Annotated in this window: 16 protein-coding genes and 1 pseudogene; 8 read left to right on the forward strand and 9 right to left on the reverse strand. The window is 69.8% G+C overall.

All coding sequences use genetic code 11. From position 1 onward, the window contains the following. Nucleotides 1-327: 327 nt before the first annotated feature. The 8 genes from ABTY61_RS37495 to ABTY61_RS37530 all read right to left on the reverse strand — a co-directional run bounded on the left by ABTY61_RS37495 (nt 328) and on the right by ABTY61_RS37530 (nt 10,705). Nucleotides 328-2,379 carry an ATP-binding protein gene (locus ABTY61_RS37495; RefSeq protein WP_350509674.1) on the reverse strand — a complete coding sequence of 684 codons (2,052 nt, stop codon included), beginning with the start codon at nt 2,377-2,379 and terminating at the stop codon, nt 328-330. A gap of 706 nt (nt 2,380-3,085) precedes the next feature. After that, on the reverse strand, nt 3,086-4,105 hold the full coding sequence (locus tag ABTY61_RS37500) for a PD-(D/E)XK nuclease family protein (protein ID WP_350509675.1): 1,020 nt from the start codon (nt 4,103-4,105) through the stop codon (nt 3,086-3,088). Continuing rightward, on the reverse strand, nt 4,102-5,436 hold the full coding sequence (locus tag ABTY61_RS37505) for a hypothetical protein (protein ID WP_350509676.1): 1,335 nt from the start codon (nt 5,434-5,436) through the stop codon (nt 4,102-4,104). The genes ABTY61_RS37500 and ABTY61_RS37505 overlap by 4 nt, the downstream gene beginning before the upstream one ends. A gap of 438 nt (nt 5,437-5,874) precedes the next feature. After that, nucleotides 5,875-7,293 carry a hypothetical protein gene (locus ABTY61_RS37510; RefSeq protein ID WP_350509677.1) on the reverse strand — a complete coding sequence of 473 codons (1,419 nt, stop codon included), beginning with the start codon at nt 7,291-7,293 and terminating at the stop codon, nt 5,875-5,877. A gap of 396 nt (nt 7,294-7,689) precedes the next feature. Continuing rightward, nucleotides 7,690-8,289 (reverse strand): hypothetical protein, encoded by a 600-nt coding sequence (locus ABTY61_RS37515; protein ID WP_350509678.1) that lies wholly within the window; start codon nt 8,287-8,289, stop codon nt 7,690-7,692. A gap of 281 nt (nt 8,290-8,570) precedes the next feature. Further along, entirely contained in the window at nt 8,571-8,747 is a 177-nt protein-coding gene (locus ABTY61_RS37520) for a hypothetical protein (protein ID WP_350509679.1), read from the reverse strand. A gap of 24 nt (nt 8,748-8,771) precedes the next feature. Further along, the gene (locus ABTY61_RS37525; RefSeq protein ID WP_350509680.1) at nt 8,772-9,518 is read right to left on the reverse strand and encodes a hypothetical protein; all 747 of its coding nucleotides are present in this window, start codon (nt 9,516-9,518) and stop codon (nt 8,772-8,774) included. After that, complete coding sequence (locus ABTY61_RS37530; protein WP_350509681.1) at nt 9,515-10,705, reverse strand: hypothetical protein; 1,191 nt, start codon at nt 10,703-10,705, stop codon at nt 9,515-9,517. Before ABTY61_RS37530 ends, ABTY61_RS37525 begins: the two co-directional genes overlap by 4 nt. Nucleotides 10,706-11,080: 375 nt before the next feature. Here ABTY61_RS37530 and ABTY61_RS37535 point away from each other — a divergent pair, with 375 nt between their 5' ends. The 8 genes and pseudogenes from ABTY61_RS37535 to ABTY61_RS37570 all read left to right on the forward strand — a co-directional run. Further along, nucleotides 11,081-11,401, forward strand: a complete 321-nt coding sequence (locus ABTY61_RS37535) for a DUF8827 family protein (RefSeq protein WP_350509682.1) — start codon at nt 11,081-11,083, stop codon at nt 11,399-11,401. Beyond that, the gene (locus ABTY61_RS37540) at nt 11,401-12,210 is read left to right on the forward strand and encodes a DUF8175 domain-containg protein (protein WP_350509683.1); all 810 of its coding nucleotides are present in this window, start codon (nt 11,401-11,403) and stop codon (nt 12,208-12,210) included. The genes ABTY61_RS37535 and ABTY61_RS37540 overlap by 1 nt, the downstream gene beginning before the upstream one ends. 130 nt (nt 12,211-12,340) lie before the next feature. Beyond that, nucleotides 12,341-13,858 carry a hypothetical protein gene (locus ABTY61_RS37545; protein ID WP_350509684.1) on the forward strand — a complete coding sequence of 506 codons (1,518 nt, stop codon included), beginning with the start codon at nt 12,341-12,343 and terminating at the stop codon, nt 13,856-13,858. Between the two features lie 36 nt (nt 13,859-13,894). Next, complete coding sequence (locus tag ABTY61_RS37550; RefSeq protein ID WP_350509685.1) at nt 13,895-15,382, forward strand: SCO6880 family protein; 1,488 nt, start codon at nt 13,895-13,897, stop codon at nt 15,380-15,382. 140 nt (nt 15,383-15,522) lie between these two features. Next, complete coding sequence (locus tag ABTY61_RS37555) at nt 15,523-16,764, forward strand: putative type IV secretion/conjugal transfer ATPase (RefSeq protein ID WP_350509686.1); 1,242 nt, start codon at nt 15,523-15,525, stop codon at nt 16,762-16,764. Beyond that, nucleotides 16,761-18,539 (forward strand): type IV secretory system conjugative DNA transfer family protein, encoded by a 1,779-nt coding sequence (locus ABTY61_RS37560; RefSeq protein WP_350509687.1) that lies wholly within the window; start codon nt 16,761-16,763, stop codon nt 18,537-18,539. The genes ABTY61_RS37555 and ABTY61_RS37560 overlap by 4 nt, the downstream gene beginning before the upstream one ends. Further along, entirely contained in the window at nt 18,532-19,131 is a 600-nt protein-coding gene (locus tag ABTY61_RS37565; RefSeq protein ID WP_350509688.1) for a hypothetical protein, read from the forward strand. Before ABTY61_RS37560 ends, ABTY61_RS37565 begins: the two co-directional genes overlap by 8 nt. A gap of 204 nt (nt 19,132-19,335) precedes the next feature. Then, a pseudogene (locus tag ABTY61_RS37570) lies at nt 19,336-19,512 on the forward strand (IS5/IS1182 family transposase); the annotation flags it as partial. Between the two features lie 673 nt (nt 19,513-20,185). Here the strand turns inward: ABTY61_RS37570 and ABTY61_RS37575 are convergent. Then, nucleotides 20,186-20,938, reverse strand: a complete 753-nt coding sequence (locus tag ABTY61_RS37575) for a hypothetical protein (protein WP_350509689.1) — start codon at nt 20,936-20,938, stop codon at nt 20,186-20,188.

The raw sequence follows: 20,938 nt of genomic DNA on the forward strand, positions 1-20,938 counted from the left end.
CGGGCGGGAGGTGTGGGTGGTGCACCGGGCGGGTTCACCGGTACGGGCGCGACGGGAGGGAAGGTAGCCGTGCGGCACTGCCGGTCAACTGGTCTTGAGCTTTGCGGATTTGGCGGTCTCGTCAGGGGCCCGGGGTGCGCCTGCTGCTTGGCCGTCCGCCGTGCGCCTCCTGTGGGCCTGAAGGGTCTCCTCGCAACGGGAGGGCAAGCCCAGGCCAGGCTCTCGACTTGCTGTGTCGAGGGGCGGGCCCCTCAGCCCGCTGGAACGAGGCGCGCAGAAAGCGGCAGTGCCGCCCAGCCCTGGGTGGGCCGGGCGGCACCGGTCGTTCTAGCTGCGCCGTTCTTCTTCGGCTTCGAGCAAGATGTGAATTGGCCTCAGCCACTTGCTGTCTTCATCGTAGGGGGTATCCCCGTTGGCCATGGCGCGGATGCTCGGGATCTGTTCGGCGTGAATGCCTCCGGCGGCTTCGAGGTCGGCGATGGCTCGGGCCACCGATCCTTGGAGTCGGCCGGACCACGGCCGCTGGCTGTGGTCGTCGGCGCGCCGGTTGTAGGTGGGTGCTTCCTCCGCCATGTGTCCGAGGAAGACCACGGCGGGGTTGACTCCGACGAGGTTAGCTATCCCGGTGATCTTGTCGTAGTCGGTCAGGCAGCTCACGCCCTGGCTCCTGCGCCATCCCACGGGATTGGGACTGTCGAGTAGGTCCCAGTAGACCTTGTCCATGGCGATGGTCCTGAGGACCTGGGTGACGCTCTTGGTTTGGTGTGCGGCGAGGAGCTTCACCATTCGCTGGTGGAGCAGCTCGGCGAGGCGGCGTCGGATTGGCGGTGCGTCCTTGAGGATCCTCGTCCGGGCGATCGCGGCCCGGTTGGGCTTGCTGTACTGGACGGGGGGCGTGGGGTTGGCTGGCCCTGCGGCGGTTGACTGTGTGCCCGTGGCTGCCCGTAGGAAGGTGGCTGCTATCTCAGTGAGCGTCCGGGTGAGTCCGTAGCTTCCTGCGTGGTGGGTGAGCTTCTGGAGGTAGGCCCTGCGGCTGGCCGTCATCTGGATGACGGTGCTGATGGTTTCCTCTCGCTGGGCGAGAGCGTCGATGTGGAGGCCGATGGTGTCGGACTTTTGGTCGTACAGGCCGGAGGTTGAGTAGCCGATCTGGTGGGCCTCGCTGTAGGCCCGGACCCTGCCGATGCTGTCGTCTCCGAGGACTGAGCGGATCAGGGCTAGCGCGTGCTCGAGATTGTGGCGCTGTTCCTCGGAGAGGACCTTGTAGTCGACCCACTGGGTTGTGCGTTCCTGTCGGTCGACCTCGGTGCGCTCCGCCGTGTGCTTGCGCGCGACTCCGAGGAGCTTCATCAGTGCTGAGTGCTCGCGGCTGGGCAGTTCGGTGTCGATGAGCTGGACGCCGCTCTCCCGGAGCCAGGCTTCCGCTTCGAGTCCGTCGGCACCTGAGCCCTTGTCCCGGTAGTACACCCGCTGTCCGGCCGGAAGGAGCTTTCCGGCGATCTGCCGGAAGGCCAGTTCGACGGAGTAGGCGTTGACGGCGTGAAAGTACTGTTCCTGGGCGGCGAGGGGCTGCTTGGCGAGGGCCCTGCTGACGAAGTGCTCGATCACGGCGGGGTCGCTGCTGTTGGCGAGGGCCTCTCGCAGGTGCTGGTCCAGTGCCCGGCCGTCGATGAAGGTCCGGTCTCGGTTCTGGTCCGCCTTGGCTCGGGTCAGGGGGAGGTCGTAGCTGGCGGACAGACGTGGGTCGCGGGTGACGAGGATTCCGCCGATGTAGATCCGCCCGGGATCTCCGTCCAGCATGATGGAGGCGGTCCGGTCGGGCGGGGTGTAGCCGGGTTGCGTCAGGTACAGAACGCGGGCGATCGCGTCGTCGGCGATCTCCTGAGCGCACTGGATCGTGATCTTGGTTCCGACAGCGCGGTCGAAGGGGTAGAACGTGTAGACCAGGGTTGCCGCTGAGCTGCCGTCGCGGCTGGGGACGATGCCGTCCAGCGGGCTGTGGTGCTCGATGGTCGGGCTGAACGCGTAGCCGACGGTCTCGAACCAGATCTCGCCGATGTCGGGATCGCGCGCCAGGACTAGCGAGGCCAGCTTCTTCCCCTCGCCGAACTGGCCGATCTGGCTGGCGGTCTTCTTGGACGCCCCGAGGAGGAAGGCGTCCTGGGCGATGCCGGGTCCACCGTCCTCGATGGTGAGGACGCCGTCCGCCCAGTGGACCGTCGCTTTGCGGTCCTCGTCAAGCGCGTTGGCGATCAGCTCGACGATTGCCCTCGGCGTGCTCCAGGCCTTTACATACTCCGGAGAGATGGGGAATGGAACGACCTTTCCATCGCTGAGGTTTCGGTACTTCTGTTGGGCATTCATGGATTCCCTCTCCACGATGTGCGGCATTCCTTTCGTGCCGCTTTCGATGAGTGAGAAGATACGGCTTCGAGAGTGCGAGTCAAGCGGCACTCCGGAGGGTTTCGCCCCCTTATTCACGCTGGTCCGGGTTGACTCACGTGCCGCGCAAACTCTCCCAGAGATCACCTAAGCCGCCCCCTCTCGAAGAGGAGAGGGGGCGGCTTGCGGTATGGTCGATATCTTTGTTCAGCCCAGCGGCCCGGCCGACAGAATTCTGTCGCCCCGAACAGAGGGCCTGAGTCAGCCCCACCGCCCTCCTGGCGACTCTTCTCTCAGTCGAAGCTCTTTCAGGGTCACCCCGTAGACGATCTTGCTTCTCTGCTCTCTGAGGATCGTGTAGTCGCCATGCTTCGCTCGGAAGGATTCCTCCTGGGTCTCGGCCATGGCGTAGCGATCGGGGAAGGTGCGTAGGGTGTGCAGCCATTACACCTTTCCGGCCCTGACGCGAATGAGCTCTTCCCCCGCTGAATTGCACGATGCGCCTATGCGCTGGATCTGCCATGCCGTTCCCCTTCTCTTGCTGGCATGCCGGGTGGTGGCGGTGGAGGGGAATGTAGGTGGGCCGCGGCACGAGTCAACTGCGGCCGCATGGCTGGCGGCGCGCGGCACCTGGAGTGTGCGGGGAGGCAGCGCTTGGCCGTGCGTGGATCCCGCAGGCGCTGACGGCGCTTGCGGGTGTGGGTTACCCGAGCGGGCGGCGTTTGACGATCGCCCGCCGGGACTCGCGGTCCGTTGTCATGGGTATCGGCAGGCCGTTGCCGGCTAGGAGGGCCTTGGCCTCGCCTTGGTTGAGGCGTCTGCCTCCGCCGGTGGCCACGATCTCCACCGTGTAGCCGTCGGCCTCGTAGGTGGCGGGAGTGGTCTTGGCCAGGGCGGCGGCGTGGTAGGCCTTCTCTTCCTTCCAGCGGCCTTCCTGCGCGGCAGCCTCGGCGTGGCGCAGGCCGTGGTTGACGATGTCGGCGTCACTGCGCACGGGGGCGGCCTGCGCCGGCTGGGCCCCGGGCCAGCACTCGGACCGGAACGGGCAGTTGTCGCATTCCCTGTCCAGTCCGGGGCCTCGGTGTCCGTCCCTGGGGGCGAAGAACGGGGCTCGGGCATGGTGAAGGAGATCGCGGACGCGGGCGTCGACGAGTGCCTCCTCTCTGGGGCCGAACTCTGCGAGCCACAGCCCGTCGGTCGCGCCGTGGATCCGGGACATCGGCAGGATCGCGACCATCTCGATCGGGTGCCCCTGGACCCGCAGGCCCAGGGCGTAGCCCCAGATCTGCATGAGGCGTGCGCGAGAAGGCAGATGGGCGGGGTCGCTCTGGTCGTACCCGTAGGTCTTGAGGTCCAGGAGCAGCCCTCCCCCGATGGCGAGTGTGGCGAGATCGAAGCGTCCGCGGATGTACAGCCCGCGTATCGGCAGGATGACGTCCTGTTCGACGAGGGTCAGTTCACGGCCCAGCTTGGCGGCGAGGCGGGGCAGGAACCAGTCGTGGATGGCCCGGCCGAGGTGGGAGGCTCGTTGCTCCCGGTGGGAGTCGTCGTCGCTGGGGTCGTGCCCGGCGAGTTGGAGGGCGGCCCGGCGGGTGCAGCCGCCGAGGCCGGAGAGGGTGAGTTCGCCGGGGTCGTGGTGGTCCCCGGCCGTGGCGTCGGAAAAAACCCCGGCCACGGCGCCCTCAAGGTCCCGCCGGTGCTGCTCGAGGAGTTTGCGGTTCACGGGGATGCCGTCCCTTCGCCGGCCGGGCGGTCGGCCTCGATGACGGGCATCTCGGGACGCGGTGCGGTCTGCAGGGGCGTCGATGAGACAGGGCCCGGCTCGGTGACGGGAGGGACCTTGTGCTTGAGCAGCGTCCGGTAGACGGTGTCCGGGGTGAGGCCGACGGCCTTGTGCGCGGCGCGTAGGGCCGCTACGCCGTCAGTGGTGATGCTGCCTGCGGCTATTTCCTTAGCCGTCCGCTTCTCGTCGCCGTCGAGGATTCGGTAGATCGCAATCTCTTTGAGTCCTTGGGAGTGCCGGCGTAGCTGCGCCCAGGCGTGTTGCCTGTCGTCCTGGTCGGGTTGGTCGGGCTCGGTGTTCGGGAGCGCGCCTTCGGGTTCTGCGGTGGCGGGCGGGGTGGTTGCCGGCGGGGGGCTTGTGTCGGCGGGTTCCGGTGCAGGTGTGGCGGGTGCGGGGTCTGCTGCCTGGCCAGGCTCCGTGTTGGTGGTGTTCTTCGGGGGAACCGGAGCGGGGGTGGGCTCGGCGGCGGGGCGTGGGACCTGGGCCGCTGGGGCGGGGGGTGTGGTGGGAATGGGGTGAGGGTGGGCACGCCCGGGCTGGAGGGGTGAGTTGGGTGTGTCGGGTTCCGACATGGGCGGTTCGTCGCCGAGGTCGGGTGCGGGGGCGGGGTCGTGGAAGGGTGCGGGGGCGGGGGGCCTGTGGCTGGCGGTGTGTTCGGGGGTGGGGTTGGGGACGGTGGTCCCGGTCATCGGGGCGGGATCGGCCGCGAGGGGGGTCCCGAGGATGCGCGGGCCTGCCCAGAGGGTGTGGCGGACGTGGGCTTCGAATGCCAGGGAGGTAACGCGGGCGTACAGCATCTGGCGGGGGTAGCGGCGCCAGTAGCTCGCGTTGGGTCCGTCGAGGAGCTCTGCGAGGCGGGCGTCCTGGATGGTGTAGGTCTCGGTGAGCTCGCCGTGGTCGGGCTTGTCCGGGTCGGTCAGGGCGACGGTACAGCGCTCGGGTGTGGTCTCGACGATCCGCCAGCCCCATCCAGCGCGGTGCATCAGCGCGCGTTTGGCGGAGGCGTGGAGTCCCAGGCCGGACTCTTCTGTCTCGTCGGGGTAGAAGGCGTTGAGGGACTCGTAGGTGGTGAGACCGAGGTCCTTGCCGTTCTGCAGGACGAACACGATGTCGATGGGGTTGCCCTTGAGCCAGCGCTTCAGGGATCGGGCGTGGCAGAGCAGTTCGGCTTTGCGGATGAGCCGCGCGAACTCGGGGTCGTCGGCGAACAGTTCGGCGGTGTCGGACAGGACGGGGTAGAGGTCGGTCGGCGTGGAAGACGTCGCGGGCATGGCAGTTAGTCCCTTGGCGGCGGGCCCGGGACCGTGTGGCCGGGCGGGGGAACCGGACCGGTGGGTCCGCTTCGGGGCCGCACAATGGCATGGCGAGACGACGAGTCAAGTCCTGGTCCGATGGAAGCCGGGCGAGCGCCGCAGGTCTGACCGTCCGAACGCCGCGCGGGCCTTGCCAGCTTGTCCGCCGGTGGTCCGCGGTCCTGGGTTCCGGTCCCCTGCGCCGTGTGGTGGCGGTCGTCGGCTTTGGCTCCTGCCGGGCCCGGGCCGCACAACTCGCTCGGGCTCCGGAGAGCGCGCGCCCGGGCCCGGCGGTCCCCTGTCATGCCCCAGGGACGGCCGGCACGCGCATGCGTGATTCGGCACTGCCGGGGCGGGGTGCCGGACGCACGCCGCGATGGGCGGGGTGTGCCGCGAGCCCGCGCACTGAGGGGGCAACTACACGGTGGGCGGCCCGGCGGACCGTCCCGGCTGACTGGTCTGGGGGCGGTGTGCCAGGTTCAGGAGGCTGCCCGCACCCTGTCGCGTGCGCGGGTGGACGGCGGCCCGCTGGCGTTCCTCCTGAGCCTGCTGCTGTGGGCTCAGGACGGCCCTCGTGTGCCGCTCCTCCAGCAGGGCGCCGAGTGTGCTGTCGTAGTCGGCCGCCACGTCCTGCAGTCGTGCGGCCTCGGCCAGAAGCCATGTGGCCTCACGCGCGGCTGACGCGATGTCGCCTTGGACCGCCCCGTTGTGGAGATCCGGAAATTGGGAGCGCAGGTAGGCGAGGTCGCTGCGAGGGTCACCGGGCCACAGGTTCCGTGCCTCGGCCAGAAGGGCGGCTGCGTCGGTGCCGGCACGCGATGCCGCGCCGGCTGCCCGGTCGGCCGCCTCGCGCAGCCGCTCCGCGGCTGTCTGCTGGTGCCCTGGGGTGGTCGCGTTCAGGAGGAGCCGTACCGGATGGCTGCGCGCGCGCCGCTGCGCGCGCGCAGCCAACTGCCGCAGTGCGCGGGCCTTCTCGGTTTGCTCTCGCTGCTGCGCGAACAGTTCGTCGGCGCGCCTGTGGCATTCCCAGGCCCTGCCCACTGTCTCGAACCTGCTGCGCAGCCGGACCGCGTTCGGGCCTTCCCCGATGGCAGCCTGGGCGGGAAGGGCTTTGGCGCGCTCCTTGGATCCGCGGGCGCGTTCACGGGTGCGGGCCGTTGCCCGCCCCAGCCAGGCGATCTCCTGGGCCAGGTGCGCGTCCGGCAACGATCCGTGGGGGCGCGAGTGCCACGGGGGTGTTCCCGTGTCGTGGGCGGCCGGCCGACCGTGGTGCCAGAGGTCTTCGAGTCGCAGCCGTGCGGTCTCGTCGGTTCCGGGTGTGCGCTCGTTGTCTGTCGGGCCGGGCGGCTCGGTGGCGTTGGGGTCGCCGGGTGTGCTTCGGAGGTGGTGTCCCCCGAGCTGGCGCCAGAGGTCCTTGAAGGTTCGCAGCTGCCCGAGCCGTGCTGCGATGCTGTCCTGTTCGGCCGCCTGCCGGGTGAGCTGGGGCTCGAGGCGGGTCAGGTACTCCTCCAGGTCGATGGTGCCGTGGTCGAGGAGGTCGTTGAGTTCGCGGCGCTCGGCCACCTCCTGGAGAAGCTGCTGGTGGGCCAGCGCCCGGGCGGCGGCCTCCTCGACGATGCGCTCCTCGCGGCTCAGCAGGTGGAGCGGTTCGTTGGCGGTGGTGGCGGCGAGGCGGGCGAAGGCCTGGGGGACGCCGTCGCCTGTGAGGAGGGTTTCGCGGGTTCCGGATGCCCGGGTGGCGCACAGCGCGGGGCCGATGGCGGTTGCCAGCCATTCGTAGGTGGTGTCGCCGACGGTTGCGGTGCCCATCAGCTCGGTGGAGCGCCCGTCGTCCATCGGCTCTTGTCCCCCCGGGGTTCGAGTGGCGGCGGTGGTCCGCCCTCTCGATGATGTGCTGGCGAGAGACTGCGGGCGAGCGCGGTGTCGTGGGGGTTCCCGGATGGTGGTATCTCGCGGCTGGGTTCCCGCACCGCGGGATCTCCGCCAGGAGTGCCGGCCCGGGCGCGCGATTGGGAGGCGACGTGAAGTGGGGCCTGAAACGCTGTCCGGGAGGAGTTGGACAAGGTTGCGCGACTGCGGGACGCGTACGGTTCACTCGCAGGTGGTGCGGTGCCGGCTGGTGGTTCGGGGTGTGGAGCGGTGATCGTCGAGTTGAACGCCCAGCGCCTCGCCCAACCGGCGCGTCGGAGTTGTTCAGGTGCGAAGGCGGGCCAGGTTGTGGCGGGTCGTCGCCTACGGCTTCGGTGTCTCTTCTTGGTCGGCTGGGATGTCGGCGGGTTCGTCGGCGGTGCCGATCCAGATCGGGCTGCGGATCACGACGATGTCGGCGGTGACTGCGCCGAATCGGATGGGGCCGCCGTGGTAGGCGTAGATGTACGTGCCGACCTCGCGGCGGGCCGGAATGGTGTGCTGCTCGTGGTGACGATGGGAGCTGGTGGCCAGTTCGGCGATTTGGCGGGTCACCCCGGGTAGCGCGAGGGTCTCGATCGCGGCCTCGTCGGCCTCCGGGTTGTCCACGGCGAGGAGCTGGAGGGCGCGCACTGCGTCCCGATCGGTGAGGGTCTCCCGGGCGGCTGGCAGTGCGGTGCGACCGGGCTGGATGTTACGGGCAGTCCCGAAGAGGGCCCAGGCCACTGTCGCCGGCATTTTCTGGCTGACGCCGGTGTAGAGGACCAGCCGCGGGTCCTGAAACTCGCCGATCTCGAACAGGTCGAGCTCGACGTGGGCCGCGTGCGTGGGCAGGCAGGCAGGCCAGTTGGAGAACAGCTGGTCAGCGGAGGGGATCCGCGCCTTGACGGTGGCCAGGTCGGCTGCGTGCTCGTGCGTGCTCACAGGTTGTATCCCCTCTTGCTCCCGGCGCGGGTCACAGCCGAGGGGTCGTCCAGGGTAACGAGGCCGGCATTGGCAACTCCGGCGTCATGCCACGGTTTCCGAAGACACGAACCTCCTGCTTGATGTGGGACATGTTCGTTCGTTCCTGTCTGTTCCCGACTGTGTCCCGCCCGCCGTCCCCTCGCTGAGCCGGCGGGCGGCCGACTCGGGGCGTTGGGGCGGTGAACGGGCCCGGTTTCGACGATGTGCCTGCCATGGATACGCCGGCCCGTCGGGCGGTGTCAGCGCCGGGTACGCGCGTTGCGGATGCGGCCGAGCACGATGCCGGCGGCTATGACGCCGAGTGGAGCGAGGATCTCGGGGAAGGCGTGGAGCTTCGTAATCGTGAGGAATCCGACGATGACCAGCACGTACGGGAGGTTGCGCAGGATCAGCCGTGCCATCGCAATCATCTGCATGAACTCCCCCTTGATTGTGGTTGCTTACGCTACCTCAGGTGCGGTGGCACTGAGGCCGGCGAGGCGGGTTCGGACGGCTGCGAGGGCGCGGTCGGCCTGGGGGGTGGGGGCGATGCTCTCCAGGGCGGCCAGGAGGGCGGGGCCGGTTTCGCGCGCGTGGGTGTCGGGTGTGTAGCGCCAGGATGCGGTGGCCTGGCGGATGCTGAAGCGGGCCTGGCGGCTGGTGGGTCCGAGGGTTTGGGCCCAGGTGTCGGCGATAAACGTCCACAGCTCGGCGGCGTAGCGGAAGTCTGCGGACATCCAGGCGAGGTCGGCTCGGACCTGGGCGGTGGTGAGGGTGGCCGGGTGGTGGTGGCCGTGGGTGTGGGTGATGTCCTGCAGGAGTTTGTCGGCGTGGCGGGTGGCGGTGGGGAAGTCGTGGGCGCGTCCGGCGGCGTGCACAGCTTCGAGGGCCTGGCGGTGTTCGGCGGGGAAGGGGTCGGGGTCCGGTGTGTGCGGTTGTGGCGGGGCGGCGGCGGGGGGCTGGTGGTGTAGGGGCTCGCCGGGGGCGAGTAGGTCGGTGGATCCGTCGGGGTTGACCTGCAGTCTGAGGTGTTGGCCGGTGCGGTCGTCCGTGATGGCTGCGGCGAGGGGCTCGCCCAGGCCGGCGGCTTCGAGGGTGAGGTGGTGGAGGACCGCGTGGGTGGGGTCGATGTCGGCGGGGGCGGTCACGGAATCGTCGTTGATCGATGCTGTTCCGTCGGCGGTGATGTGGACTCGGGTGTCGTTCACGCCACTCCCTGGGGGATGGGAAGGGTGCTGGCTCCTGCTGCGGACGGGAAGGCGGCCTGGGCCCAGCCGCGGTAGCGCAGGTGCCACGTGCCGTTGGTGAAGTCGGTTCGGGGCCGGATGCCGATGAGTCCGTCGCCGGCGATGTCGTTGCTGGCGACCATGTCGTTGCCCAGGTAGAGGGCGACGTGTCCGGCGTTGCTGCCGGTGTCGTAGAACAGGAGCGCCCCTGCGGGGGGTGTGTTGTCTCCGGGGTGGGCGTCGCCGCTGGCGACGAGGCGCTGCCAGTGGACGTTGGCGGTCTCGGAGCCGGATGATCCCCAGCCGTAGGACTGGGCGACGAAGTTGTCGCACATGCGGCTGAAGTCCGAGCGTCCGCTGGTGGAGGCGGCGCGGGCGGCGGCGATCGCCTGGGTCGGGGTGCGGGGGTTGTGGGCGGTGAAGGTGCCGACGGCGTCCGCGGCGGCGGCACCGATGGCGCCGCCCACCGCGGTGCCCGTGTTGGTCGCCGTGGCGGTGTCGCAGCCGGTGTAGACGGAGGTGACGGCGGCCGTGCCCCAGGAGGTGCTGACGAGCCCGCCGGCACTCTGCTCCCACTTGGCGTAGGCCGTGCGGTAGCGCGCGTCGGGTGCCTGGACGTCCGCGGCGACGTCGGTCAGCGGGCGGGTCTGCCAGTCGCGGACTTTCACGAGTGCGTCGTAGTACTGGTTGGAGGCGTAGACCGGGTCGGTGATCTGTGCGGCCGTACCCCATCCCTGGCTGGGCCTTTGCTGGAACAGCCCCAGGCTGTCGCGGTCGCCGTGGTTCAGGTTCTCCAGGGTCGATTCCTGCATCGCGGTGGCGACGGCGATGACCGCGGCGCGGGGACTGAGGTTTCTGGTCCGTGCGACGTTGGTGATGGTGGCCGCATTGCGGGTCTGCTGGTCGGACCACTTCGGGCCCTCCTGGGGGCCCTGGGGGTTCATCGGTACGACGATGGCCTGGTTGCCCTGGGTGGAGGGGGAGTCCGCTCCGGAGGCGGCTGCGGCGGAGCCGGGCCCCTGGGCGCCATCACCTACCGGGGTGATACCGCCCGTGCACGTCGTCGTGTTGGCTGCGCTTGCGTGACCTGCCGCCATGAGGACGATGACGGACAGGCCGCCCGCCATCGCGAGGAGTAGTGCGAGAAAGCCCAGCGCGATCTTCCGCACCTCACCATCCCTTTCCTTGAACGCGCTCGGGGCGGCCGCCAGCGGGCTCAGATTCCGTGGGCCGGGATGCCGCCTCCGGGGTTTCCCGTCCTGCGGACTCCTGGGCTGTGAACGTCACGTGTCTAATGCGGCCGCGACCACCCGTCGCATGTAATGGGCCAGCGAACTTGCTGCGGTTCAAGGAGAGGAAGGAAGCTCCGACTCTCGGATTCGTGGCCAACATCCACCGAATCCTCCGGGAATCGGAGAGTAGCCGATAGTTCCGCGATCTGCAATTGCCTTCCCGACTTTCAGCCGAGAAGGGGCGGACCTTTCAATGAAAGTCTTCAACAAAGGGGCGGGCGGGATATGTTGCATCTTGCGCGGGAAGTTTTCTTGGCCAAGGATCCTGATTCCGGCAAAACCGCCGGGGGTACCGTCGACGGCCTGGTCAAGGGCCTTGCACCGGACTGGGGGCCGTTCGCACAGATCGGCGGCACCGCGCGCACCGTCATTCAGGCGATCATGGCTGCGGTGATTCTCGTACTGCTCGGCCGCGCCCTGCTGGGCCTCGTCCACCTGCGTGTCGGAAATTCGCAGCACGACACGGTCCAGGTCAAGCAGGGCCAGAAGGAGCTGGCGGGAAGCCTAGTCGCCGCATTCGTCGTCGCGTCTCTCGGAACGCTGTTCACCATCGTCTACGGGATGGGGATCTAGTGCGCCGCTCCAGGTATTCCGGCGCCGGCACGAAGGTCATCAGCGAGGACAGGGAAACGAAACAGAACGCCAGTTTCCGGCGTGGCCCGGCCATCACTCTCGCCGCCATCGCGGTCGTCCTGGTCCTCGGCTTCGCTCTCGCCTCGCGCGGCGGGGACGGCACCAGCAGCACCCCCGGAGCCCCGCGGGCGGCGGCCGCTTCCGCGTCCGGCGCCGGAGGGGAGAGCCTGGCCGGCTCCGGCGCCAACGGCCAGCCCGCGGGGCTGCGCCTCGTCGGCGGGGTCCCGGCCGGCTACACCGACACCCGTGAGGGCGCCGTCGCCGCCGCCGTCAACGCCGAACTCGCGCGATCGAGCGCCGCCTACCTCACCGACCCCAAGGTCAGGGAGCGCATCCTGAAGGCGATCATGACCGCGGATTCCGCACCTGCCCAGATCAAGGCCGATGACGCCGCCTCGGAGAAGTTCGGCTCCGTCCTGGGACTGACGGCTGACACCGCGGACCAGCTGATCGCCCGGGCCTCGCCGCTGGGCTCCAAGCTGACGAGCTTCTCGCCCCAGGTCGCCACGGTCAGCGTGTGGATGTGCGGTGTCGTGGGCCTGGCCACGCCCAACGCCCCGCTCCCGGTGTCGGCGTCGTGGACTACCTACACCCTCTCCATGGTCTGGCAGGACGGGGACTGGAAGGTCGCCTCGATCTCCGGCTCGGCGGGTCCCACACCTCTGCAGACCACCGGGCAGAAGCCGACGCCGGTGGATGCCTTCGCCTCGACGAACAAGGAATTCGATGCGCCCCCGTATGTGGGCTGACCGCAGCCTGCCGCGCCGAGCAGCGGCACCCATCGCAAGCGCCCTGGTCGTGTTCCTCTCGGTCGTCTTCGCCACTCCGGCCCGCTCCGACACCGGCGACGTCGCTAAGCAGGTGTGCAGCCTCCCCCTGATGGACCAGATCTGCGACAGCGCCGTCACGGTCGGCAAGACCGCTGACTTCGTCTCCGACCCGTTCGGCTACATCGCGCGTGCGATCGCGAATGCCGTCGCGAGCGTCCTGACCTCCCTGGCCGAGGACTTGGACGTCACCCAGGTCGACTGGTCGAACGAGGGTTTCGTTCGGACCTACACGATGGCGTTCGGCGCTTCCGTCATCCTGACTGTCATCCTGTGGCTGATCGCGGTCGCCAAACGCGCCATCCAAGGCGTTCCGCCCCTGCAGGCGCTCGGCGAGTCCATCGGATTCCTGCTGATGTCCGTCATGGCCTCGGCGTTCGCACCACTCGTCGTCGCCTACACCACGGAGCTCTTCGACGGCGCAGCCGACGCCATGCTCACACCGGTCGCCCACGACATCGGTCGAGCGGCCCCCCTCATCCTCGGCGCGCTGCTGGCCCTGCTGGCCTTCGGGCCGGCCGGCATGGCCATCATCATGATGGTCGGCGCGTTCCTGCTGATGGCCATTCTCGGTGTGTGGCTTGAGATCATCGTCCGCAACGCCCTCATCTACGCCGGCCTCGTCTTCGGGCCCACGGTCTTCGCGGGCCTGGTCGACCGAGACCTGTGGGGTCACAGCAGGCGCTGGGTCGGGGTCATCCTCGGCATCATCGCCTCGAGGTACGTCACCTTCACCGCCCTCGCCCTGGCATCGGGACTCCTGGTGGGGGACAAGAGCCACAAGGCCGGCATCCTGCAGGCGTTCGGAACCATCCTCACGGCGCTCGCCCTCTTCTGGCTGGCCCTGTTCCTGCCCTTCCAGGTAGCCAAGTTCGTACCGGTTCTCGGTGACCAGCTCCAGGAAGTCTTCAGCTCGCGCAAGCAGATGCAGGGCGGCGTCTCCGGCGGCGCCGATTCTGCGCAGTCGACATACGGCGAGCTCAAGTCGCGTCTCGGCCCGAAGAAGCCGGAGAAGACGGACGGCGAAGAAGGCGCCGGTGATGCGGCGGACCCGCAGGCTCCGGAGGCCGGGGCCGACGCTGCCGGGGGAGTCGGTGCCGCCAGCGCGGCCGGTGGCGTCGCGATGGGCAAGGCGGCGGACAAGGTCGAGCAAAGCGCGATGCGCGGCGTGGACGCTGCCACTGCTGCTTCGGCCCCGGACGAGCCGCGAGGCGGTCAGGAGGCAGGACCTCCGAGCCCGGCGGCTGGCGCCGGAGACGGGCAGTCCGACCCCGGCGCTGCCTCACTGCCGCAGGTGCCCGCGAGCGGCGAGCTGCCGGATGCGGTGAGCGCCGCGCCGGACCCCGCTTCTCCGTCAGCTCCGGACGTGTCCACTCCCCCGCCCGTACCGGCGGGCGGCGGCGGCCCGGGCACAGGCGGCCCGCCTCCTGCTGGCGGCGTTCCGGCTCCGCCGCCCACGCGACCCTCTGCTCCACCCATGCCTGCCGCGCCCGCTCCTCCGGCGCCGGAGAACGCCACGTGGTCCGACGGGAGTCCGCTGGAGGAACCCCCCGATGCCGACGAGAACTGACCCGACCCCGTCCCGAGAGCACGATATGGAGCCCCGATGAGCCGCAGCTTCGTCTTTCCCCGCCCGCGCCCGCGGGGCCTGCTGGGGCGGCGCCTTGAGGCGGATGAACAGTGGGTTCTCGGCGGCGGCGTGCTCGCAGGCCTGCTCGCACTGTGGGTGGGCCCCGGCATCCCGCTCAAACTCCTCGCCTTCGTGGTCGCCGTGGGCAGCACCACCTGGGCGACGCTGGCCCCCTGGCAGGGCCGGACCTTCCTCAAGTGGTACGAGATCCGGCGCACCCACCGTCGACTGCTGCGCGACGGCCGGCTGCTCTACAAGTCCCTCGCTCCGAAGGTCGGCCGCAACTGGGACGGCTCCCCCCGGCCCGTCCAGCCGCCCCCCGGGGTCCCCCAGCTCGAGTGGATCAACGCCCGTACCGCCTTCGGCGACCTGGCCATCCTGCTGCAGCCCGACGAGGCGATGTTCACGGCCGCCATCGAGATCGAAGGACAGCAGAACTTCGGCGGCCTGGACACCGAGGACAAGGAGCGGCTCGTCGGCGCGTGGGACAGCTTCCTGAAGGCGCTGGCCGACTCGGGCGGGCGCATCCGCCGCATCCAGTGGCTCAGTCGCGTGGTGCCCACCGACCCCAACGCCCATGCGCGGGACGCAGCGCAGCGTCGTGACCCCGGCGCGCCGAAGTGGCTCCTCGACTCCTACGACAGTCTGCTGCGGACCGTCGCGATCTCGGCGGAGGACCGGCGTCTGGTCCTGGTGGTGGGCATGCCCTACGACGCGCGGCTGGTCGCCGAGGCCCGCCGGTACCGGACGCTGCACGAGGGGTTCGGGATCGTCCTCGGGCGGGAGGTGGAGGAGTTCATCCGCCGCCTCGGGATGGCTCAGCTGCGGTGGGTGCGCAACCTGGACGAGCCGACACTGGCCAGCTGGATCCATCACAGCTACGACCCGAGCCACTGGATCAACGACACGGAGGGCATGGACCGGGCGACCGCGTGGCCTGCCGAGGTCGACGCCCGTGACCCGGGCGTGATGCTCTCCCGGAGCTGGGAGGGGGCCGATCCCTGGCACAGCGTCACGGCTTGGTGGAAGCAGTTGCCGGTCCTGCCCGTGGGCATCAACTTCCTCGCGCCGCTCATGCTGTACGTGCAGGACGTCATCTTCACCGTCGGGGTGACGATGGATCTGGTCAGCAGCGACGACGCCCTGCGCGAGGCGATGGCGGACGTCACCAACGAGGTCGGGCAGGCCGACACGAAGGCGGGCAGGGTCGCCGACCCGCGGGAGGCCAAGGAACGGCGTACCGCGACCGCCGCCATGCACGACATCGCCAACGGCGCGGCGGGTATCCGGCTGACCGGCTGGGTCACCGTGACCTCGCCGGACCCCGAGTTGCTGCGCCGGCACAAGGACGCTCTGGCGTCCGGTGCCACCCTGGCCCACCTGCGTCTGGAGTGGTGCGATCACGAGCACTTCCGGGCCCACGCCAACACGCTGCCGCTGGCCGGCGGCCTGCTGAAGGACTGAGCGCCGTGCTGGAGATGCTCCGGGCTCAGAAGCAGACCCGCCGGCGGGCGATGCGGACCACGACAGCCCAGGCGTGCGGGCTCTATCCCGCCGTCGGAGCGCCGGGAGGTGACCCGCGGGGGGTCATCATCGGGCGTGAGATGTACAGCGGGAAGGCCTACATCTACGACCCGTTCATCCTCTACGACCCCTCGGCGCGCGAGCGCCTTCCCAGCGGACACATCCTCATCCTCGGCAAGAGCGGGTACGGCAAGAGCGCGTTGGAGAAGTCCTATGTGCTGCGCCAACTGCGCTTTCGCGACCGGGCGTTCGCCGTCCTGGACGCCCAGGGCGAGGACGGCGTCGGCGAATGGGACGGCATCGCCCGGGCGCTGGGGATCAAACCGGTCCGGCTGATCTACGGTGGCCGCGACGAGGAGGGCGCCGTTCGGATCAATCCGCTCGACCCGCGGATCCCGGCCGAGCACCAGTTCAAGATCCTCTGCTCCATGATCGAGATCATCGGCGGGGACATGTCCGCCGAGACCCGGTTCGCGCTGTCCGTCGCCCACCAGGCCGCCGTGGCCGCCGCGGGTGCCGCCCGCCGAGTGCCGGTCCTGTCCGACGTGCTGAACGCGCTGACCGCGCCCGAGCCGGCGGAGCTCGGGCAGCGGACCGTGAGCGCCAGTGAGCTCGGGCGGTGGGGCCGGCCCGCGTCACTGGCCATGGACGAGCTCTGCTCACCGACGCGCGAGCTGGCTGGGATGTTCGACGGGCCAACGACCGTCGGCATCGACCTGGACGCGCGCCTGATCGTCTTCGATCTCACCCGTCTCCCGCGTGAGGGCACGGCCATGCCGCTGCTCATGTCGGTGATCGGGCCGTGGCTGAGGTTCGGGTGGATCCGGCCCGGTGACCGCATCAAGCGCACGCTGATCGTCGAGGAGGCCTGGCACATCCTCAGCCACCGCCCGGTGGCACGCCTGTTCGAGGAGTTTGTGCGCTACGGGCGCCGCCTGGGGCTCTCCTTCATGGCCGTGGTCCACCACCTGACCGATGTCGACGTCAACGAGTCCCCCGAGGCCATGGCCATCCTCAAGCTCACCGCCACCCGGGTCCTCTACCACATGGACAAAGCGGACGCGGACGCCACCGCGGACTACCTGCAGCTGCCGCAGTGGGCGCGCGAGGCGATCGCCGACGGCACCAACGTGTGCGCGCCGGGGCGCGCCGTCTGGCAGGTCGGGGGCCGCATCTCCCTGGTTCAGCACATCCGTTCGGCTGTCGAGGTCCGCCTGACGAACACCAACAGCAGGATGACGGAGACCCGGAGCGGCGGCGAGGCTCGCAGCGCCCCGTCCCAGGCCCCGCTGATAGCCCTCACGAAGGGCGGCGCGGCATGAGCATACCCAAGGTCGCCTCCCCCATATCGGCCACACGGCTGCGGCTTGGCCGGGACTCCTGGTGGATCGGGCCGCTGGTGGGGCTGGTCATCCTCACGGCGCTGGTGTGGCTGGCCGCGGTGCTGTCCGGGCTGGCGGCCCATCAGCGTCCCGCCCATGTCGGCTGGGGCGAGGCTGGCGCCGGCTCCGCCAAAGTCTTCATCCACTTCCTCGAACCCTCCGCCGCCTTCAAGAAGGGGTCGGGAGTCGGGGGCCCCGTTCCGTTCTGGACGGTGTTCCTTGCGGAGTGCGCGGGCCTGTACTTCCTGGTGAAAACCGGGTGGCAGCGCTGGCAGCGCCGCCGCTCCGACGGCGCCGACGGCCTGGCCACCCGCAAGCAGCTGGAGGCCGCGATGGGCGAGGCCAAGGCGCTGAGCCGGATCCCGGCCCTGCGGCCCACGCTCGCCACGGCCGCCCCCGTGGACGTGACCCAGGTCGCGGTCTTCTGCGGCAACGCGGATCCCTCGGACATCCCCCTGTGGCTGACCATCGAAGAGAGCCTTCTCCTGGTCGCGCCCCCTCGCGAAGGAAAGACCAGCCAGTTCATCCTCCCCGCCATCCTGAGCTTCCAGGGGACAGTGCTGGCCACCTCCAGCAAGACGGACGTGCTCTTCTCCTCGGCCAAGCTGCGGGAGGTCCACGGCAAGGTGTGGACCCTCGACGCGACTGGCCTGTCGGGCTGGCCCCACCAGCTGGCATGGCCGCTGACCGACGGATGTGAGGACTTCCAGACCGCGCGCCGGCGCGCCGAGACCCTCACCGCCTCCACGAAGTCCGACGAAGGCACCAAGAACGGCGGCTACTTCGTCATGAACGCCAAGATGCTGATCACCTGCTGGCTCCACGCGGCGGCGCTGGACAAGCGCAGTGCTCTCGACATCCTCAAGTGGGCCACCGCACCGGCCGAGCGCGAGGCCGTGGACATCCTGGCCCGGCACGGCCGCGTGGAGCTCTCCCGGGCCCTCGCGGCGCAGCACGCGGCCGCGCCCGAGGAACGGTCCGCATCGTGGCGTACCGCCGAGCAGTCGTTCCTGGCGCTCTACGACGACCGCGTCGCGTCGATCTTCGCCCCGTCGCAGCCGAACTTCGACATCGAAGCGTGGCTTCGCGGCGGCGGGACCCTGTTCCTCATCGGCGACGAGGAGGAGGGGTCGGCGCTCGCGCCGATTCTGGCGACTTTCACCCAGGCGATCCTGGACACCGCGAAACGGATCGCTGCGCGGATGCCGAACGGACGCCTGGACCCACCACTGGGCTGCTTCCTGGACGAGCTTGCCAACGTGGCGCCACTTCCGCAGATCCCGAGCTTCATGAGCGTCAGCGGGAGCCAGAACATCTTCGTGGCCGCGGTGCTGCAGAACCTGGCGCAGGCGGAGGAGCGTTGGGGCCAGACCGGGGTGCGCAAAATGTTCGGCGCAGCGACGGCGAAGATCATTCTTGGCGGTGTCAGTGATGAGCAGGAGCTCAAGGCCTACTCCGCGCTCGTCGGGGAGTTCGACGAGGACACTGAGTCGGTGTCGGATGACGGCGACAGGGTGTCCTCGTCGCTGTCGGTCAGGCGCCGCGCCGCGCTTGAGCCGAGCGACATCCGCATGCTGGAGGAGCGGACGGGGCTGCTGGTCCACCGCCGCACCCCCGCCACCCGGGTGCGGTTCGTCCGTGCCCACGAGGGACCGAGGGCGGCTGAGATCGCCGCAGCGACCAAGGAGGCCCTGGCGATGGTGAACCGTGCCTGACGCATTCGATCCGATCTTCGAGGAACTGGCCTCGATCAACTCCGAAATGGCCGCGCTGACCCAGCGGATGCTTGACCTCGAGCAGCGTCCAGTACCCTCGGCGGCGGGCCCCGGCGCCGGCAATGGGGCCGTAGGCGGGCCGTCCGACCGCGGCCCCGGCGTCCCGGTCCTGTGGCGGGCCCTGACCGCGGAGCAGTCCGGGGTGCTGTGGCCGGAGTTCGTCGCGTGGGTGGTGTGGCTGGCCGACGCTTACGAACTGACGACCGAACAGCTCCCGCGGCAGTGCTGGTGGCAGCACGCCGGGGTGGTGGAGGAGCTGACCGCGCTGTGGACCTCCCATGCGTCCGCCTACGCCTCGGAGGAGGATGTCGGGGCATCTCCGTATCTGTGGCAGGACGCGTTGGCCAGGGCCGTGGAGCGGATCAACAGGAACTGGCTGGGCGGTTGCGTCAACGGCTTCCACGAGCCCCGGTCCCGGATGTCCTTCACCCGCGACAAGGCCTACGCGGAGGCGATCGTGGATGTCGGACCACCACTTCCCGAGAGCGGGGCGGCCGATGCCTCTGGGCTGCCCGAGGCAGGTAGGTCCTGACCGAGGATCGCCAGCGACCGCAGGCGCGGCATCAGGCGACTCTGGCTCGATGCGGTAGGGCTGCCCGCAGCCCCCGCGAGGCCACCTCGTCGGAGCCGGTCCCCCTCTCCGGCATGAGCCCGCCCGAGGTGCTGCCGAAACCCATAGTTCGTAGACTGTTCGTTCTCTCGACGAGGCGGGCCGGCCAATGGTGCATCGAGTTCAGGTCCGCCGGCCTTCGACAAGGCCGCCTACAAGGGGCGGAACGTCGTCGAACGCTGCTTCGCCAAGCTGAAGCAATTCCGGGCGGTGGCCACCAGATTCGACAAGCTGGCCAACCGCTATCGGGCCGGCGTCGTCCTCGCCTCGCTGATCCTGTGGCTGCGAGCCGAGGAGCAATGACCCGCCACAAGATCAATTGTTATGAGACACGGCCTAGTCCGCAGGCAGCTGGTAGCGGAGCACCTCGGGCCCGAACTCCCGCGGGAGCGGAACCGCTGCACCCGCAGCCGGGGCTCGGTCGCCGCACCGAGTCACTTCAGCTTCTCCTCGATGTCCGCGTCCCCTCGGGGCCGCAGCTCTGGGGCCGCCCGCTGATCGCCCGCACCACCGTCCAGGGACACATCACGGTGCTCGTGCCTGTCTCATAGGCGGTCGTGCGGCAGTCCGGTCCGCAGGCAGTCATCCACCCAGGCCGATCCCGCCGAGCATCGGGACCGTTCAGGCTCGGGGCAGAGGCCACGTACGCGGGAGTCGGCCACGGAACATCCGACGCCCGCACGCCCCTCTCCCCTGCCGCCAGTCGTCCTGCTGTCGTCTCACCTCGGGCCTACGCACGCACCCCTGATCGTCACGGAACCGGCGGCGATCCAGTTCACCCCGCCGAATCGGACAACGACGGGGACACCGCTGGCTCCGCGCCCAGGCCGTAAGCTCCCGAGCCCAGACGAGCGCTCCGCGCAGCCGAGCAAGCGGCCTCCGCATCCACGCCAGACCCGTCCTGCCCACCCTGCCGGAGTGCGGTCACAGGTACTGAGGCCGACGGACCCGAGTTGGCTACCGCCTCGGGAGCAGTTCATGCGGGATCCTGCGATGGCTGGTGCTGTCCTGCGTACCAGAGGACGGACGGTGCCGGCCGGGTCGTGGGCGGTGCGGGGTACGCCGCGCCGGCGGCAGCCAGGCTCCACAGCAGTTGCGGCCCCGGCGGCTGAGGGATCTCCCCGTAGTCCTCGTCCTCACCTGCGACCGGGAGCTGGTGGATGACAGCGGCGATCCGCGCTGGGAGGCGGACATCAAGGCCTTCCGCGGACCGGGTGACGATGTCGTCGCGCACGTGAGCTGGAAGGAGGCTGCGTCCCGTAACGGTGGGCGTGACCGAGGGGCGTGGGTGGTCGGCCATGGTCTCCGCCTGGTCGCGCCACCAGTCGGCGTCGCGGATCTCGCCCCGGCTGCGGTGCATGAGGTTGAGGCAGCTGGCCGCGGTGTAGCTGCCGCCGCCGGCCGCGAACTCCCACCAGAACTGGGCGGCGTCCCGGTGACCGGTGACCTGGAGCAGCGCACCCAGGACCAGGGCGCCCTCGGGGTGGATGCGCCGGCTATCCGTCAGCAGTTCCAGTGACGGCGCGGCCTCGGGCTGCGCGAGGATCAGGGTGACCGCCAGGTCCAGTTCGTGGGTCGCCTGCACATGCTCGGCGCCCAGTGGTGGCGGTGCGGCGAACAGCCGCCGCCACGCGTTGGCCGCCTCACGTGACGCGGCCACCTGGTCCGGAGGCGGCAGGTCGGCCGGGTCAGGCCGCTGCTCGGCGGGTTCCAGGTGGTCGCGTCCCAT

Source organism: Kitasatospora sp. NPDC096128 (assembly GCF_040303105.1).
Lineage (GTDB): Bacteria > Actinomycetota > Actinomycetes > Streptomycetales > Streptomycetaceae > Kitasatospora.